Source organism: Bacillus testis, from assembly GCF_001243895.1.
GTDB classification, from domain to species: Bacteria; Bacillota; Bacilli; order Bacillales; family DSM-1321; genus Bacillus_AD; species Bacillus_AD testis.
In genome coordinates, this window is the sequence record NZ_LN851186.1 from 674,369 (window position 1) to 690,948 (window position 16,580).

Here is a 16,580-nt window from a genome sequence, read left to right on the forward strand (position 1 = left end):
GATCTAATATGAAAGCTGCAGTAGTTAGCGTTAAAAATCCTGGAAGAGTAGATATAGTGGAAAAGGAGCTTCCGACTCTGCAAGCCGGCCAAGCTTTGGTTGATGTGGAGTATTGTGGTGTATGCCATACGGATCTTCATGTGGCAAAAGGTGACTTTGGCGAAGTTCCGGGCCGTATTCCTGGCCATGAGGGCATTGGAATCGTAAAAGAAATCGCTCCTGATGTGACTAGCCTGAAGGTCGGCGATCGTGTGAGCATCGCTTGGTTTTATGAAGGCTGCGGTACATGTGAGTACTGTCTGACAGGCCGCGAGACGTTTTGCCGGAATGTGAAGAATGCCGGTTTTAGCGTGGATGGAGCGATGGCTGAACAATGCATCGTAGTAGCCGATTACGCTGTCAAGGTTCCTGAAGGACTTGACCCAGCTCAAGCAAGCAGCATTACCTGTGCTGGTGTAACTTGCTATAAAGCCATTAAAGTATCTGATATCAAACCAGGGCAATGGATCGCTATCTATGGCTGCGGCGGATTGGGCAATCTGGCCATTCAATATGCGAAAAATGTGTTCAATGCAAAAGTGATCGCAGTGGACATCAATGATGACAAGTTGGAGCTCGCTAAAGAAGTGGGCGCAGATCTTACATGCAATCCGGTGAAGGACGGCGATGCCGGAGAGTGGATCCAGCAAAAAGTAGGCGGTGCCCACGCTGCAGTAGTTACCGCTGTTTCTAAAGTGGCCTTTAATCAAGCTGTAAATTCTGTACGTGCCGCTTCTAAAGTGGTGGCTGTCGGTTTGCCGCCGGAAACAATGGATCTTGAAATTGTGAAGACCGTGCTTGATGGCATCCAAATCGTCGGATCATTGGTCGGCACACGTAAAGACCTTGAAGAAGCCTTCCAATTCGGTGCAGAAGGAAAAGTGGTGCCGATTGTTGAAACAAGATGCTTACATGAAGCGAACGATATTTTCGACGAAATGGAAGCAGGCAGAATCCAAGGCCGCATGGTCATTGATATGCACAAACATGAATAATACAATCCGATAAAATAAAAAGGTTTGCGAACAAGTTCAATCTAAATCGCAAGCCTTTTTTATGGATAAGTCCCTTCGTTCTTACTTATAATTGTCATTTTCTTGAATAAAAGTCGTTTGGGGCCAATCGTCCATGACAAGTTGGCAAAAAATAACCCGGCCGAATCTGGCCGGGTTATCTTAATCTGTTTTGGCATTCTGGTCTTTATTTCGTTTATTTCCTTTGCTGTTATCCCCACTGATAGGAGTTCTTCCGTGTAAATGCGGGGAGTTTTGATTGCCGCTGCCTTTATTATGCTTTTTGGTCATATTGTCCATCTCCTTTCATCTATTCATATTCAGTCTGTCCTTTTTCGATAAACTTATGATGTTCTTCGAAAGAACATGTTGTCAGAATAGCGGAAAGAAAATCTGTTTATATACAATGGGACGTACATAGTGCATGAGCAGCAATCTCCAGCCTGTTTTGAGGATGGCCTTTCTCTATAGTTCATCCGCAAGGCCCAGCAAGGCGATACCGGCAATGACGACAATGATGATCGCGTATTGTTTGCCGTTTAGCTTCTCTTTCAGGAAGATGCGCGATAGCAATACTGAAAAAATGCTGTAAGAAGCGATCAAAGGGGCGGCAATAATCGCATTGGCCGACATGGCGAATACATAAAAGAATTGGCCTGCCGTTTCTAATATGGCGGCGAAGCCTTTATCTCTTTCTTTAAAGACATTAAATGATTGCTTCTTGATGAATTTCAGGAAAATGAAACCGATAACCGCACAGATGAAAAAAGTATATTCATAGGCTAGAAGGGCGGAATTTTCGCTGATCAGCTTCAATTCATCGAGGTAAATGCCATCGGCAAAGGTACCTAAACCATCGAACAGGCAATAGAGAAGCGGGAAGGTGATTGCCAGGAATCCGATTTGGTACTTCTTGTCGATTATTTCTGTACTTGCTTTTAATGCCTCGTTTTCTGCTTTTTTCTCGAGTATCGCGAGGCCGATGATTCCCAAGGTGATCATAATAAGCCCGATGATTTCCAAGGTCCCGATTTCATGGGTGAAAAAAATAAACAGCAGGATGGCTGTAACGGCACCGGATGAGTTTTGGACAGGAGAGGCAATGGATAATTCCATATATCTCAACCCTATATAGCCGATGGCCATCGACAGGATATAAAGCGCTGAAACAGGCAAATATTTGACCATATCCATCGGAGAAAACGACAAATCTTTGAAGAGCATATAAGCTGTCGCGTGAATGCCCATGACCAGACCGACCATGATGACGATTTTGATATGGCTGTATGGGTCATTGCTATCTGTCCCTTTTTTATAGAACAGATCGGCAGCGCCCCATGAAAAGGCCGTAAGAAGAGAAAAAATAAACCACATGATGATTGCTCCTTGCGTTAGGTAAATGATATGTCTCTGCTAAACAGAAAACAGTTAGAACTCAGGTTGGTTTAACACATGATCGGCGAGGGATGGGAAAACGCCCGCCGATTAAAGTTCCCCCTATTTTTCAAAACGCTTCAATTATAACCTGTAGGAAGCAATCAATCCAAGAATAAATCTTATAGGATACGCTATTATTTTTACTGATCCACTGCTATTGTTTTGCTGATCTTCCTCCCTTAATCCATTTATTTTATGATTGTGTCACGGTATAAAAAGTGGCAGACTGTATTGAAAGGGCCAGTTTTTGATATCTTGATGGAATCAGAGAAGGAGGACAGGTATCAGAATGGAAATGATATCTTGTGAGTTGGATCGAAAAAGTGCTATACCTTTGTATGAACAATTGTATGAATATATTAAAAAAGAAATCTTGAATGGGAGGCTGCCCTATAAGGCTAAGTTGCCTTCTAAGAGGAAGCTGGCTGAATTCCTGGAGATCAGCCAAAATACGATCGAAACGGCCTATAATCAATTGAGCGATGAAGGATATGTGGAAGTCATTCCGCGCCGAGGGTATTTTGTCCAGGCGCATGAAGACCTGGAATATGTGCCGAAAGCAGATATGCCTGTCCAAGAGAGTGAGCGGAAGGAAGATTTTATCTATCATTTTCATCCGGGGCAGATTGATTCCGCCTATTTCCCGATCCATTCATGGAGAAAGTTGGCGAAGCAGATTATATCAGAAGAAAACAGGGAGCTTTTGCTGCTTGGCGATCCTCAGGGCGAGTGGGAGTTGAGAAAGGAAATCGCCTATTATCTCTATCATTCCCGGGGAGTCATCTGTACGCCTGACCAAATACTGGTGGGAGCGGGAATGGAAATTCTTCTTCAGCAGCTGCTCATCCTGCTCGATGATGAGCTGGTGTATGGTGTGGAGGACCCTGGTTACCACTTGATCCATCGGCTGCTAAAGACGCATGCGAAGGAAGTGTACCCGCTGGCTGTCGATGAAGATGGATTGATGATTGAGGAGCTTGAACAAGCACATATAGACGTAGCATATGTAACGCCATCCCACCATTTTCCTTATGGAACGATCCTGCCGGTGAACAGGCGGATGAAGCTGTTGAACTGGGCGGCAGAAAAAGAAGGCCGCTATATCATCGAAGACGATTATGATAGTGAGTTCCGTTACAGCGGCAAGTCGATCCCTTCACTACAAAGCATGGATCAGAACGGCAAAGTTATTTATGCCGGATCTTTTTCCAAATCATTGATGCCGTCAATCAGAGTCAGCTATATGGTTTTGCCTACGAAGCTGTCATCCCGATTTGGCAATGAAGTATCTCTTTATCATTCCACGGTGTCCCGGATCGATCAGCATATACTTGCAGCATTCATACGGCAAGGGATGTTCGAAAAACATTTGAATCGGATGCGCAAAGTATACCGTGGGAAACTGGATATCGTATTGCGGGTACTGAAGGGCCATTCGGATTCCATTTCGCTGATCGGCGGCCAGTCCGGTCTTCATGTCGTACTTGTGGTAGACAATGGCCTGAGCGAGGAGGCGCTGCTAAAGAAAGCATCACAGGCGGGGATTAAGGTATACCCGCTATCATCGTATATGCTGGTACGCAAAGAAGACATGCTGCCGACCTTCGTGCTTGGCTTTGCCGGCATTGAAGAGGAAAAGCTGGAAGAAGCACTGGTTGCCTTGTTGGACTGTTGGAAATGAAAAAAGGTCCTTGCCGCACTTCCTAAATGGTATGGCGGAAAAGACCTTCATCTCATTATTTCCTTTTTTGATAGTTATATAGAACTGCCAGGAGCAGGAACCATATTGGCGTCAGCAGAAGTGGCAGACGTGTCGCATCCGCAAAAAGCATGACAATCAGAATGAAAAGAAACAATGCTAATATAACGTAGTTGATCGCCGGGGTGAATGGAGCTTTGAAAGAGGAAGCCATTCGTAAATCCGGCCGTTTTTTTCTATAGATGATATGGGAGATAAGGATGATGCTCCATACCCAGATAAAACAGATGGCAGAAATGGTTGTAACGATGGTGAATGCTTCATCGGGTATCAGCTTGCTCAATAATGCGCCCAAGGAAAGGACAATCGCTGAAGTCAGCAAGGCATTGCTCGGTACATAATGTTTATTCAGCCGGGAAAGCTTCGCCGGCGCTTCCTGATTTTTACTCAATGTGTATAGAATGCGGCTTGTCGAGAACAACCCACTATTGCAGGCAGATGCTGCGGATGTCAGGACGACAAAATTGATGATTCCGGCGGCAACCGGGATACCGATCAAGGTAAATACATCGACGAATGGGCTGCTGGATGCATGAAGCTGATCCCATGGGTTGATGCACAGAATAACCAGCAAGGCACCTACATAGAAAAGTAAGATCCGGACAGGTATTTTGTTGATGGCTGACGGGATATTCTTTTTGGGATTGGCTGTTTCTGCAGCTGATACGCCGACTAATTCAACCCCGACAAAAGCGAATACCACCATTTGCAGCGACATCAGAAAACCGGATATGCCGTTTGGAAACATACCGCCGTGCTTCCAAAGATTTGTGACTGAAACCGTTCCGCTATCGGTCTTGAATCCAATGACCAACAGAAGAACACCGACGGCTATCAAGGCAACGATGGTCACTACTTTAATGATGGCAAACCAGAATTCCAATTCCCCGAATAGCTTAACCGTCAATAAGTTAAATCCCAATAGAATCACTAGGCAAGCAATAGCCGGAATCCACTGTGGGATGTCAAACCAATATTGCATATAGACGCCGACGGCAATAATGTCAGCCATAGCTGTCATAATCCAGCAGAACCAATACGTCCAGCCGGTTACAAAACCTGCCCAGGGCCCGATATACTCGGTGGCAAATTCCGTGAATGACGTATAACCGGCATTTGACAGCAGCAATTCCCCCATGGCTCTCATGACAAAAAACAGAGCAATCCCAATGATCAAGTAGGAAAATATAATGGATGGCCCCGCCATTTGAATGGATTTTCCTGAACCTAGGAATAACCCAGTCCCAATGGTCCCGCCGATTGCAATCAGTTGCACGTGGCGGTCCTTTAAATCTCTTTTTAATTCTTTTTCAGGCAAGGTTTACGCCCCCTCTATGTGTAAGTGTGATGAAAATGGCGACCTGAAAATGTTTAAATATTCGGTCTTCTGTTTACGGAAATAGGATGTGGAATCTTGAAGAGATGACGGCAGTTAAATGTCTTAAAAATAAATATGTATTTTACGTGATTGCCTCCTTATACAACAAGAATATGAACAATAAAAAAAAGAGATCGGAAGTCTCCAATCTCTCAGGTTTAGGGAATAACAAATGTTCGTTACTCTTCTGTCCTTTGGCCTGAGATTGTGAATCCTTCGGCGCCGCATAAAATGCAGTCTCTCCAGAAGCTGCTCCTGCTATAGTTTTACCCATAGCATTCATCGCTTGCTTGTATACAATTATTTTCATACATGTTTTTTTAGAATAGTAATAGTATATCACTGCTGTCCTGAACGGTCAATGGAAGAGAAAAGGAAAAAGGGGGTGCTTGTTATATCTGTTTTCGCTATAAGGTAAAACTGTCTATCGTGGGCAACTAACTGAGCTGTTGATCCAAAAAGGATTAACGCTTTTTTGTTGAAGTCCTGATTGTACAATCGTGCAGGTTAGTATAATTATAATTTTAGGAAATTAAAGATAAAAAAAGATGCTTCCTTATTCGGAAGTATCTTTAAAAAGTGGATATTTTTCGAAGCCTTTCCCCAAATACGATTTTTCAAAGAGTTTTAGGTATTCTTGCTGTGTAATTCCAAATCTCTTTTCTAAGGCATCATATACAATTTTAGAATCAGAGCTATGATGGTGATACTTTCCTAATGAGCTTATTAATAAAAATACTTTCTCTGCATCATCAAGGATCTTCTGTTCGTGGGAAGTGATGATTTTTTTGTTAGCCTCTCGTATTTTACGTTTAAATGTGCTTTTACTATAAATATTTTCTCCATTTATTTGAAAGGTTCCTTCAGTATTATGGGCAAGTTGTTTGTTTGAAACTGGATTGTCAAAGCGATAGTTATTTTTTTTAGTATTACCGATAATTTCAAAGTCGTAATTATATAAAGAATTTTGGAATGTATCTCTAAGCAGATGGTCGCGTACTTGTCTGTTTAAAAATTCAAAGACAGCAAATTGTTTAAATGCACTCAAATTATCATATTGATCAACTAAAGAAAGGTTAATTTTAACGGTGGATTTCTCCCGGATAGCATTAGCACTTTGAATGATGTAATTAAAGGATTTAGACTGCACAACTTCAGATGTTATATTTTTTAGGCTTTGCACTTTTATTTGCTCGATACCTGTGTAAATAAATAAAGTTAATGTAACGGAGAAAATAATGCTTCTAACGAATCTTTTCTTCAACATGTGTTCCACCTATTAAAAAAATTATTTAAAATTATAACAAAAAACACCAAAGAAGCATAGGTGGATTAGTAGAAAGTAAAAGAGTATATATGTTTTTTCTATTGAATAAACGAGTGTTATTCCTAACGATGACCTTGTACAACTAGCGGGTATATCAATTACATTTGATATGTAAAAGAAAAGAGAGAGGGGAAATCGGTCATGATGGCCGATTTTTTTGTGCTGTTTTCAAGCGGCATAAAGAAAAAATGATTGAACAAAATGAAATTATTTATGAATATTCGTTCATTTTTATAGAGACTTGTCATCCTCCTAAATGAAAATAAATGAATTAACTATGGAAAACAACTGTAATTTTCAAGGAGTGCAGAGGAAAAGATAAGTCGCAATGAGGTAGTATTAGCCACTTTTGAAATAATGTTCAAATCTACATTTACATATTTTCCACCTTATGCTAATCTAATGATATTGAAAGCGCTTAAATATTTGAATAGTTAGAAATCCAGGAGTGTTTTGAGGCTTCATCATCAGTTTAGGACATACGTGAGAGGGGATTTGGCACATGGGAAAAACAAAGATTATGCAGTTATCAGATGGTTATTTAAGCAGAACACCAATTTTTCAATTTATTTTATTGTCCTGCCTGTTTTCTATGTGGGCAGTGGCGGCCAGCTTGAATGATGTGTTGATCACGCAATTCAAGAGTGTTTTTGAATTAAGCGATTTTGCAAGCGCTTTAGTACAGAGTGCGTTTTATGGAGGATACTTTATCGTAGCGATACCAGCTTCGATGATTATAAAAAAGACAAATTATAAACTGGCTATTATCACCGGTTTATTGTTCTACATAGTGGGCTGTTCATTATTCTATCCGGCTTCACATATGGCCACCTATACGATGTTTTTATTTGCTTTATTTGCAATTGCCATCGGTCTTGGATTTTTGGAGACGGCAGCCAATACCTATAGTTCGATGATCGGGCCACGCCAGTTTGCGACATTACGGCTCAACATCAGTCAAACATTTTATCCGGTAGGTTCTATTGGAGGGATTCTATTAGGTAAATACCTAGTGTTCCAGGAAGGAGAAAGCCTGAATAAACAGATGGCCAACATGTCTCCAGAAGACGCTCAAGCATTCGGTCTCCAAATGCTACAGCATACATTGGAACCATATAAATATATGATTTTTTTTCTTATCGGGATGTTGATTCTCTTTATTGTGACTAAATTTCCGACCTGTAAACCAGAGGAAACAAGTGCTTCTTCCGAAAAGAAACCGGGAGCCCTCCATACTCTAAAATACTTGGCAGGCAATAAGCGGTTCCGGAAAGGAATCCTGGCTGAATTTTTATATGCCGGCATCCAAACAACCGTATGGGCATTTACCATCCGTTTGGCGCTGCATTTGAGCCCGGACATCAATGAACGCACAGCTTCAAACTTCATGATATTCAGTTTTGCTGCTTTCTTCTTCGGGAAGTTCATCGCTAATTTCTTGATCACACGTTTTTCATCATCAAAGATATTGGTCATTTATTCTGTCCTTGGCTCGCTTTTGTTGGCATATGTGGCTTTTGTACCGAATATGTCGGCTGTATATGCGGCAATCGGGGTTAGCATACTGTTCGGTCCATGCTGGGCAACGATTTATGCGGAGACACTGGAAGTCGTGGACCAACAGCATACAGAACTTGCAGGGGCCATTTTGGTTATGTCTATTGTAGGCGGTGCGGTTGTTCCGGCCGTTCAAGGATTGGTTTCTGATTTAGTGGGCTCCATGCAGATCGCTTTCCTTGTATCAATGGCATGCTTCGTTTATATCGGTTTTTATTTTTACGGAGAAATGAAACGAAAAGCGGCGCTTGAAATGGTGGACCATGAATCAGTTGCCAATAAAGCCGCGGCTTCCAATTAATTAGATTGCTCGAATGGCAGAATCATTGAAAGGGTGAGTAGGATGACAGGAATCATTGAGCTGCATAGGGATTATTTTAAGGACAATCAAACTTTATTTTTCACTAACGATGAATACAAGGTAACTTTATTTCGCTACCCTTCTGGAGTAGAAGCCATTGAGGTTGCCAATTCGCGCGGCAAAATGACGGTACTTCCGTTTCAGGGGCAAATTATCTGGGATTTAGAATTTGATGGGATTGACCTAAAAATGAAAAATATGTTCTCCCAACCTAAGAAGGCTACTGAAATTGTTGATACATATGGTTGCTTTGCTTTCCATTCTGGATTGCTTGCAAATGGCTGTCCAAGCCCTGAAGACGACCATGTGCTGCACGGAGAAATGGCCTGTGCAACCATGGATCGTGCTTGGCTTGCGATTGAAGACAACCGGCTGACAATCGGCGGAGAATATGAATATGTTAAAGGATTCGGCCACCATTATCTTGCTAAGCCGACCGTATCTCTGGCAAGTGGCGACACGCACATCGAAATAGGCATGGATGTGAAGAATTTGGCCGGTGCTGAGATGCCGCTGCAATACATGTGCCATACGAATTATGCTTATTTGGCGAATGCCCGGATGACACAATCGATTCCTGATAAAGCTTTTCAATTGCGAAAATCAGTGCCGGATCATGTTAAGCCGACAAAGAAATGGCTGGCGTTCAATGAAGAGCTGCTGAAGAGTGAAGGAACATTAACAACCTTGGATCAACCGGATATGTACGATCCGGAGATTGTTTTCTTTGCAGATCATTTGGAACATTACGGTAAAAACGTTACATTTGAAATGGAAGGTCTGGAGGGCACTGCTTTTTTTACCACTTTTTCAACAGAGGAATTCCCGTATGCAACAAGATGGTTATTATTTAATGAGGATCAACAGGTTGCTTCATTTGTATTGCCGGGCACAAGCAGGCCGGAAGGTTTTTTGGCGGCAGAAAAGGCTGGCAGTCTAGTGAAGCTTGCAGCAGGGGAAAGCAGAGTCTTTAAAGTAATGACGGGGCTAAAATAAGGGGGATCTGTTTAAATGGATATTGCAGTCATTGGGTCAAATATGGTCGATTTAATTTCGTATATCGACAAAATGCCGAAAGAGGGCGAAACATTGGAAGCGCCAAGCTTCGAGATCGGTTGTGGCGGTAAGGGTGCCAACCAGGCGGTAGCTGCCGCAAAAATGGGCTCTAAAGTAATGATGGTGACAAAAGTAGGGGATGATTTATTTGCCGACAACACCATCCAAAATTTAGAACTATATGGAATTGACACAGAATTCACTGAGAAAGTGGCCGGCACTTCCAGTGGTGTGGCACCGATCTTTGTAGATGCGGAGTCGAAGAACCGCATCCTGATCATTAAAGGTGCGAATGAACAATTACTGCCGGGCGATATTGACCGGGCAGCGGATAAATTGAAACAGTGTTCTTTGATCATCCTGCAATTGGAGGTTCCGTTGCCTGCCATCTATCGGGCGATTGACTTCGGCAAGGAGCATGGCATTCCGGTCGTATTAAATCCAGCTCCGGCATCACGAGAGCTAGATTTTGAATATGTCTGCAAATGCGACTTTTTTATCCCGAATGAATCAGAGTTGGAAATCCTGACCGATATGCCGGTCGAGACAGAAGAACAAGTACATACAGCAGCATTGAAATTGATCGAAAAAGGGGTTAAGAATGTTATTGTGACGCTGGGAAGCCGCGGCGTCATGTGGGTGACCGCAAATAGCATGCAACGTGTGGAGGCGTACCATGTGAATGCCATTGATACTACAGGTGCAGGTGATTCTTTCATCGGTTGTTTTGCCCATTACTACGTGAAGGACGGCGATATTTTGAACGCATTGAAAATGGCGACCGCTTTCTCGGCATTAAGCGTAATGAAGCGAGGTACCCAATCTTCATATCCGGATGCAACTGAATTGGAGAAATTTATAGAGCAACAAAAATAAAGAAAATCAAAAATGGCCTTAGAAGGCGGAAAATTGCTTTTTAAGACCGTTTTTGATTTTCATTTCTTTTCCCCGTATAACCAAAAAAGCGAGCAGAATAACCTGCTCGTTTTTTTGGTTTATGAGCTTTGCTGCAATTCATAGAGATGCTGCGATTTGTCGCTGACGTCATCGACGCGGGCGGCAATTTCCTGAAAGGAATTCGCGACATGCTCAATGGCCGCGGCAATTTCGGAAATGTTTTGGTCATTCGTGAGGTAGCGCTGTTCCAATTCATTCATAGAGGCGGTAATGGTTGTTCCTTCATTGGATAATGTATCGATGGTCATTACCATTTGTTGAAGGCGCTGGTTCATTTTCTGCTGCATATCGATCAAACCATCAAAGCTGTTCATGGATGTTTCGATTGTTTCAATATTGGCATCGACAATTCGGTCTGTCTTTTCAAGCGAAGCGATGACCTGGTCTTTGGCATGGCCAATTTCCTTCAGTAGTTCTTGTATATAGCCGGATGATTTGGATGATTGTTCGGCCAATTTGCGGACTTCATCCGCCACTACGGCAAAGCCTTTTCCTTGTTCGCCGGCGCGGGCCGCTTCTATGGCTGCGTTCAGTGCAAGCAGATTCGTTTGATTGGCGATATCGATAATAGAAAGGAGAACGGTTGAGATATCGTTGATCTTTTCATTCAATGTTTGCACGACGGCCTGCGACTGTGTGGACGCATGCTTCACTTCACCAATATTGCTTACGGACTGGGAAAGTATTTTTTTGTTTTCCTGGGCCAATGAGACCACATCGTCGGTATAGTTTTTAACGCTAGCTGCATTTGTTGATGTATCATCCAATTTCTCCAGAATACCGCTTACCGATTGTTCGGTTCCCTGGATGATGTGATAAAAGCGCCTGCTGTCATTATGTATTTGCTGAATGGAAGCATCTACCTGCTGAAGGGATGAAGTCGAGTCACTTAGGTTCTTATGGAAATCGTTCACATTCTCGTTCAAATGCGAAGAGGCTTCACCTACCGTTGCAAGGACGCCCTGTATCTGGTCTGTCAGCTGCTCGCTCTCTTCCAACATCTTGCTTGAGCGCTTTGAGCTATCCAGCAAGAGGATACTTATGAAAATGAATTGAAAGCCGTAGTAGAAAGAAGTCAAGATGGAACGATACATACTGCTTTCAATTACCATTTTTTTGGCCAGCCATAAATGGGTAAATTGAGAAAGAATCAGCAGAGGCAAAGCGGCTACAAAAGCTTTTTTCATCAAATTAAAATCGGCGTACATGCCGGCAAGGCCAAGCGGAATAAGCCAGACAAACGGTACATTGACCCATGAATTGGTGTGAAGAAGAAAGGCAAAGAGCAACATGGAGACAATAGAAATCGTTTTGAAACGTTTTTGGTCCTTGGACAACTTGTAATAAAGGACAGGAACGATAAACAGCACAAACTGGATATTATACAATCCGGCCAGTATGGTGAGCTTGGGCATGCCATATAGCATAATTTGGATCATATTATTCAGGATCATGAACACTCCTGCCACTATAAAGACGCGATAGACAATCTTGTTTACTTGTTGCTCATTCTTTGTTTTGCGATTAGTTGACACAGTATTTCCCCCTAAATAAGTCCTGTGAATATATTCCTATTTTAATATACATATACAGAAAAATCGACAATTATATAGTAATAATATATATTATTGGTTTTAGAGGAAAAATAATGAAATGCAAATCAACCGAGAGTATTTATGACCTTTCCGAAGAGAAATGGAGGAAGAATCCGGGTAGAATCATGAAAGATGGCAGGGAACTTGCTGTTACCACAAAAAACAAAAAAGTGAAAATTCTTTCTTTTAATCGATTGCTCGTTTACAATAGAAGATAATTAAATACGCGACGAACCACAAGGGGAGCTGTATGCTGAGAGTGGATGGCGCTTGCCATTCTGACCCTTCGAACCTGTTAGTTAGCACTAGCGTAGGGATGTGGATGATGGATTTTAGTGTATACATTCTGTCTTTCTGTTCACTGGGTTTTCCCTTGGGGATCGTTCGTGAAAGGAAGGCTTTTTTATATGAAGAAAATGAATTTGGTTGTCATGATCGAAGCGGCATTTATGGCTGCGTTTGCGTTGGTCCTTGATTTATTGCCATCTATTAAAGTCACTAATTTTGTGTCCATTTCGTTTGCGATGGTTCCTGTTTTGATCATTTCATTGCGCTGGGGAGTCAAGGCGGGAGTGCTGTCCGGATTCTTGTGGGGATTGCTTCAGGTGGCAGTCGGCGATGTCTCTATTTTATCGCCCATCCAGTTTATTATTGAGTATTTCTTGGCATTTGCTTGCATCGGTTTTGCAGGAGTATTCCGTCCTTCCGTTTCCTCAGCTTTAGAGAGAGGTCATCGGCCTAAAGCATGGTTTTTCATCGCCCTTGCTGTTTTGGCCGGCAGCCTAGCCCGCTATTTCTGGCATTTTCTTGCTGGGATGATCTTCTGGGGCCAATATGCGCCTAAAAGTATGTCGCCAGTTATTTATTCGCTGATTGTTAACGGAGGAACAATGCTGGGAAGCGCTCTTCTCTGTGCTGTGATTCTAAGTGTATTGGCCGGTGCGTCTTCCCGGTTGTTTATCCGGAAGCCGGTTAGCAAACGATCGGAGTTGCCGATTTCTAAATAGAAAGGAAAGCGTATAAGGGGGCAGGTATGCCTGCCCTTCGGTTCCTTTTTTAAAATCAGCTGTCTGCTTTGGCGATCGTCGGATCTAATTCGATATCCACATTGCCTTGGATGGCCCGAGAAATCATGCAGGATGCTTCCGCTTTAGCCGCCAATTTAAGGGCGAGTTGTTCATCACGTTCAGAGGCATCTGCTCTAAGGATTATGCGGGGTCTGTGGATGATTTTCTTATATGTTATGACGCCATCGGTCACATCTACAATCCCTTCTGATTCCATCGTTAAGCCAACTTTATCCAATTGGCTTCGTTCCATCATAGCTGCGAGTGTAATGATATAGCAGGTCGCTGCCGCACCCAGCAGCATTTCATCCGGATTGGTGCCGATACCGGGTCCGTCCATTTCAGGAGGAATAGATACACGTGTCTCTAGGTTTCCCGCTTTAATTTCCCCAACACCATTGCGCAGGCCTGGCCAATTAGCGCTTAAATGAAAAATATGCTCTGCCATTTTTTTCTCCTCCTCTACCTATTCAAGTGTAAATCAGAAGAAGAACGAGTTGCAAAGGATTGAGAAGAGCGGACTATCAAGAAAATTTTGTTACGACAAACGTACCAGGCTGTGAGAAGGTGGTCATCCCTTCGAAGATATCATTCACTTCAGATAAGGAAACTTCACGGTTCACCATTTTTCCTGGAGTCAAACGGCCGTCAGCGACAAGAGGGATCATCGATTTGTAGCGGTGGACAGGCATACCGATTGTAGTGATGAATTGGATTTCATTGAGAACCATATGATCGACAGGTAGAGAAATGAATCCTGCCTCTTCTTTTGTAGTCAATCCTATCTGAAGATGCCTTCCTCCTTTTCTGATACTATTGATAGAGTTCAGGCAGGTTTGTGCAATGCCCAGCGCGTCAACCGATAGATCAGCTCCACCGTTTGTCAGCTCTTTAACGGCTTCGGCTGGTGAATATTCCCGGCTATTGATTACATGAGTGGCGCCCATTTGTTTAGCTAGCTGTAAGTTGGCATCATTGATATCAATTGCAATCACATTTGCACCCATTGCGCGGGATATATTGATGGCCGAAAGTCCGATTCCACCGCATCCATATACAGCCACTAATTCGCCAGGCAATACCCTTGCCTGGTCCACAATGCCGTGAAAGGCAGTCATGAACCTACATCCCAGGGCAGCAGCGTCACGAAACGAGATTTGCTCAGGAATGGCAATGACATTCCGGTCAGCAAGCGGAACAGCCACATATTCTGCATAACCGCCTGTATATGAGCCTCCTGGCATGATATATCCATCACATAAATGGGTATTGCCTTTTAAGCAATGAGAGCAATTCCCATCGCTTCCTGTGAAGGGGACAATGACTCTGTCCCCTTTTTTGAAATTATTGACGTTCTTGCCTACTTCTTCAATAACTCCGCTGAATTCATGCCCAATTATGGGTTGGTATGCAGGTATGTCTCCAATCCACATATGCCAATCGCTGCGGCATATACCATTGGCCATCACGCGTATGAGAACTCCGTGATCTTCCAGCTTGGGGTCTTGTACTTCTTTTACGGTACAATTTTTGATGCCCTCCAGAACAAGTGCTTTCATTCATGCCTCTCCTTTATGATAGATTTTATAGAAAGAGAGTTTGAATCTGAATCTCACAACAGGATAGATTCTCTCTTTTTCAAGTGTACGAGGCGTTCGAAACGATTAGAACTCAGGTAGGGGATTAAATATGTAGAGGAGATTTTCAGGCTGCATAATGAGAGGTAGAGAGCTGTTCGTTTTGAAATAAAACGCTTGCAGGTTTACGATAGAGAGAGAATAAAACAAAGGGGAAATTCAGTTGGGACATATCGAACAGGGTGATCCAGCTTTTAGAAAGACACTATTGGCGCTGTTCCTCGGCAGCTTTGTGACGTTTGCCGACCTGTACAGTACGCAGGCAGTCATTCCTTTAATCGCTAAAGATTTTGATACAACACCGGCTGGGGCAAGCCTCTCACTCTCTTTTTCAACAGGGACTATGGCGATTGCACTGGTGATTGTTTCGTTATTAACACAAGGGTTTAACCGGAAAAAAGTGATGGGAATTTCACTGACTTTGTCGGCTTTATTGTCGGTAGCGGTGATGTTTGTCCATTCGATGCCGGAATTGCTGGCGCTGCGTGCGCTGCAAGGAGCGGCGTTGGCCGGTTTTCCTTCTATTGCAATGGCATATATAACGGAAGAGTTTAAGCCGATGAGCCTCGGTTATGTGATGGGGATCTATATAAGCGGCAGCAGCATCGGCGGTTTGTCGGGACGTTTGATCATCGGGACGCTTTCCGATTTCATCCCCTGGACATCAGCTATTGCTATCTTGGGGGTATTGTCGCTGGTGATTTCATTGCTGTTTTGGAAGATGCTTCCGCTTTCAACGCGGCCGAAAGAAAGCAATCTATCTTTCAGAAGAACAATGCAATCATTAAAGAATAATAGCGTGAAGCCACAATTATTATTGTTATACTGTATGGGCTTTCTTCTTATGGGGTCGTTCGTTTCTGTCTATAATTATATCGGAATCCCGTTAATGAGAGCGCCGTACAATTTGTCGCAGGTACTTGTTTCGTTTATCTTTGTCGTTTATTTGGTCGGTACGTTCAGTTCGGCATGGATGGGCAAAATGGCCGACCGGCATCAGCGCAAGTCTGTTATGTTGGCTGGTGTGCTATTGATGCTTTCTGGCATATTATTGACTCTGGCCTCTCCACTTGCCTTAAAAATCATCGGTTTGGTCATTTTTACATTCGGTTTCTTTGGTTCCCATTCCATTGCTTCAGGGTGGGTAGGAATGCTGGCCGAGAAAAGTGAAAAAGCGCAGGCTTCTTCTCTTTATCTGCTGTTTTACTATGCAGGGTCCAGTATAGTAGGTGCGCTTGGCGGCGTCTTTTTCCACCATAGCGGCTGGAGCGGAGAAGTGGCGATGGCTGCGGTGTTATTGCTTGTAGGAGTCCTGTGTACTTTATTGAATAAAGGTGCGCAGAAGATGCAAACGGCAGAAGAATAAAATATATGGCTTTGCCTTCGAATCCAGGAAT

At 43.1% G+C, this 16,580-nt stretch carries 15 protein-coding genes and 2 riboswitches; of the genes, 8 read left to right on the top strand and 7 right to left on the bottom strand.

All coding sequences use genetic code 11. From position 1 onward, the window contains the following. Nucleotides 1-8 precede the first annotated feature (8 nt). Nucleotides 9-1,034, top strand: coding sequence for an alcohol dehydrogenase AdhP (gene adhP, locus BN1765_RS03855; protein ID WP_050613924.1), 1,026 nt, complete (start codon nt 9-11; stop codon nt 1,032-1,034). Between the two features lie 180 nt (nt 1,035-1,214). On the opposite strand, the gene BN1765_RS20545 is transcribed toward adhP, so the two are convergent. Together BN1765_RS20545 and BN1765_RS03860 are read right to left on the bottom strand one after the other, a co-directional pair. Next, nucleotides 1,215-1,343 (bottom strand): hypothetical protein, encoded by a 129-nt coding sequence (locus BN1765_RS20545; RefSeq protein ID WP_261797549.1) that lies wholly within the window; start codon nt 1,341-1,343, stop codon nt 1,215-1,217. 174 nt (nt 1,344-1,517) lie between these two features. Continuing rightward, a complete protein-coding gene (locus tag BN1765_RS03860; RefSeq protein ID WP_050613925.1) occupies nt 1,518-2,426 on the bottom strand; it encodes an EamA family transporter in 909 nt (302 codons plus the stop codon). Between the two features lie 352 nt (nt 2,427-2,778). Here BN1765_RS03860 and pdxR point away from each other — a divergent pair, with 352 nt between their 5' ends. Continuing rightward, nucleotides 2,779-4,170: a MocR-like pyridoxine biosynthesis transcription factor PdxR gene (gene pdxR, locus BN1765_RS03865; RefSeq protein WP_050613926.1), complete on the top strand. Its 1,392-nt coding sequence runs from the start codon at nt 2,779-2,781 to the stop codon at nt 4,168-4,170. Between the two features lie 55 nt (nt 4,171-4,225). Here the strand turns inward: pdxR and BN1765_RS03870 are convergent, their stop codons facing one another. After that, the gene (locus tag BN1765_RS03870) at nt 4,226-5,566 is read right to left on the bottom strand and encodes an amino acid permease (RefSeq protein ID WP_050613927.1); all 1,341 of its coding nucleotides are present in this window, start codon (nt 5,564-5,566) and stop codon (nt 4,226-4,228) included. 237 nt (nt 5,567-5,803) lie between these two features. After that, a riboswitch (glycine riboswitch) is annotated at nt 5,804-5,882 on the bottom strand. A 300-nt stretch (nt 5,883-6,182) separates the two neighbouring features. Further along, nucleotides 6,183-6,893: a hypothetical protein gene (locus tag BN1765_RS03880; protein ID WP_050613929.1), complete on the bottom strand. Its 711-nt coding sequence runs from the start codon at nt 6,891-6,893 to the stop codon at nt 6,183-6,185. 562 nt (nt 6,894-7,455) lie between these two features. Between BN1765_RS03880 and fucP the strand changes: the two genes are divergently transcribed. The 3 genes from fucP to rbsK are packed head-to-tail and all read left to right on the top strand — an operon-like array spanning nt 7,456 to nt 10,803. Continuing rightward, nucleotides 7,456-8,811, top strand: coding sequence for an L-fucose:H+ symporter permease (gene fucP, locus BN1765_RS03885; protein ID WP_050613930.1), 1,356 nt, complete (start codon nt 7,456-7,458; stop codon nt 8,809-8,811). 42 nt (nt 8,812-8,853) lie between these two features. Continuing rightward, the gene (locus BN1765_RS03890; RefSeq protein WP_050613931.1) at nt 8,854-9,867 is read left to right on the top strand and encodes an aldose 1-epimerase family protein; all 1,014 of its coding nucleotides are present in this window, start codon (nt 8,854-8,856) and stop codon (nt 9,865-9,867) included. Between the two features lie 15 nt (nt 9,868-9,882). Beyond that, nucleotides 9,883-10,803, top strand: coding sequence for a ribokinase (gene rbsK, locus BN1765_RS03895; RefSeq protein ID WP_050613932.1), 921 nt, complete (start codon nt 9,883-9,885; stop codon nt 10,801-10,803). A gap of 119 nt (nt 10,804-10,922) precedes the next feature. Here the strand turns inward: rbsK and BN1765_RS03900 are convergent, their stop codons facing one another. Continuing rightward, the gene (locus BN1765_RS03900) at nt 10,923-12,338 is read right to left on the bottom strand and encodes a methyl-accepting chemotaxis protein (RefSeq protein WP_147554241.1); all 1,416 of its coding nucleotides are present in this window, start codon (nt 12,336-12,338) and stop codon (nt 10,923-10,925) included. Nucleotides 12,339-12,532: 194 nt separating this feature from the next. Between BN1765_RS03900 and BN1765_RS19940 the strand changes: the two genes are divergently transcribed. Beyond that, nucleotides 12,533-12,697 carry a hypothetical protein gene (locus tag BN1765_RS19940; protein ID WP_154666074.1) on the top strand — a complete coding sequence of 55 codons (165 nt, stop codon included), beginning with the start codon at nt 12,533-12,535 and terminating at the stop codon, nt 12,695-12,697. Nucleotides 12,698-12,708: 11 nt separating this feature from the next. Then, nucleotides 12,709-12,813: riboswitch (TPP riboswitch) on the top strand. Between the two features lie 73 nt (nt 12,814-12,886). Then, entirely contained in the window at nt 12,887-13,486 is a 600-nt protein-coding gene (thiT, locus tag BN1765_RS03905) for an energy-coupled thiamine transporter ThiT (RefSeq protein WP_050613934.1), read from the top strand. A 55-nt stretch (nt 13,487-13,541) separates the two neighbouring features. Here the strand turns inward: thiT and BN1765_RS03910 are convergent, their stop codons facing one another. Then, nucleotides 13,542-13,994, bottom strand: coding sequence for an OsmC family protein (locus BN1765_RS03910; protein ID WP_050613935.1), 453 nt, complete (start codon nt 13,992-13,994; stop codon nt 13,542-13,544). 76 nt (nt 13,995-14,070) lie between these two features. Beyond that, complete coding sequence (locus BN1765_RS03915) at nt 14,071-15,105, bottom strand: zinc-binding dehydrogenase (RefSeq protein WP_050613936.1); 1,035 nt, start codon at nt 15,103-15,105, stop codon at nt 14,071-14,073. Between the two features lie 241 nt (nt 15,106-15,346). Between BN1765_RS03915 and BN1765_RS03920 the strand changes: the two genes are divergently transcribed. After that, entirely contained in the window at nt 15,347-16,549 is a 1,203-nt protein-coding gene (locus tag BN1765_RS03920; RefSeq protein ID WP_050613937.1) for an MFS transporter, read from the top strand. Nucleotides 16,550-16,580: the final 31 nt, after the last annotated feature.